The 801-nt window shown below is 67.8% G+C and carries 1 protein-coding gene; it reads right to left on the bottom strand.

Annotation, left to right across the window (positions count from 1 at the left end; genetic code table 11):
* Nucleotides 1-122: 122 nt before the first annotated feature.
* Complete coding sequence (locus OTB19_RS43170; protein ID WP_267804327.1) at nt 123-533, bottom strand: hypothetical protein; 411 nt, start codon at nt 531-533, stop codon at nt 123-125.
* Nucleotides 534-801 lie beyond the last annotated feature (268 nt).

The following is an 801-nucleotide window of genomic DNA, read 5'->3' as shown; positions in this document are numbered from 1 at the left end:
CTTGAGAGGTGCCTTGCCGGTTGGTGCTGGTGGAAGCGTGAGAACTCCCATCATCCCAGGTCAGCGGGCACCTCCTCCCGTTTCCCCGTCCACAGCCCGGCCGTTACACGGTGGATCGAGGTTCAGATGCAAGCCACTTGACAGCCGCGGATCGGCCCTAACTCCGTGGTCTTGCGATACATCTCGGGTAGCACCTCCACCTCCCGCCCCGGCTCCCACACGGCGATCGACCCACGTGCCGCCGCCGGTGCGGCCTCCTCGGCCGTCCTCGGCTCCGCCGCCCGGACCGGCGCGAGAGCGCCGACCGCGTCGGCCACCTCGTCGACCTCCGTCATGACCGGGCTCAACGAGGCCACTGCCCCGGCCAGTTCCGCACGCTCCTCGAGCGCGAGGCGCAACCGGCGCACCGCGTCCTCTTCCGCCGCGGCCTCCGCCAGCCAGTGATCCACCTGCTCCTGGGCCTCCGCGAGCAGCACCTGCCACTCCATCGCCTTCCCTCGCGCCAGCTCAGCCTTCGCCGTCATCAACGACATCACGGACACCATCGAGACCTCCCACGTCCACTCGAAACCGTCTCGATGCTTCTCCGCGACGCCCCTCGACACCCACCGCAGGGAAACAATCACCCGCCAGAGCGGGACACCCCGCACTGACTAGCCCTTGATCACCAGGCTCTCAGCCTCGATCCACCGCGTGAATCCTGATCTTGGTTTTCGGGTGTCTTTCGCGGGTGCGGGGCAGGCCGGTTTTCCGGATGGCCGTTCCGGTGGCGGGTTCTCCGAGGTTCCTTGTGGTCGCGAG

Source organism: Streptomyces sp. H27-H5, assembly GCF_026627505.1.
GTDB lineage: Bacteria > Actinomycetota > Actinomycetes > Streptomycetales > Streptomycetaceae > Streptomyces.
The sequence above is the reverse complement of the archived record's forward strand: the minus strand, read 5'-3'. Positions and strand labels throughout refer to the sequence as shown.

Bases quoted from the DNA above. Each gene is read 5' to 3' on its own strand.
- OTB19_RS43170 (WP_267804327.1), bottom strand. From the start codon at position 533: ATGTCGTTGATGACGGCGAAGGCTGAGCTGGCGCGAGGGAAGGCGATG.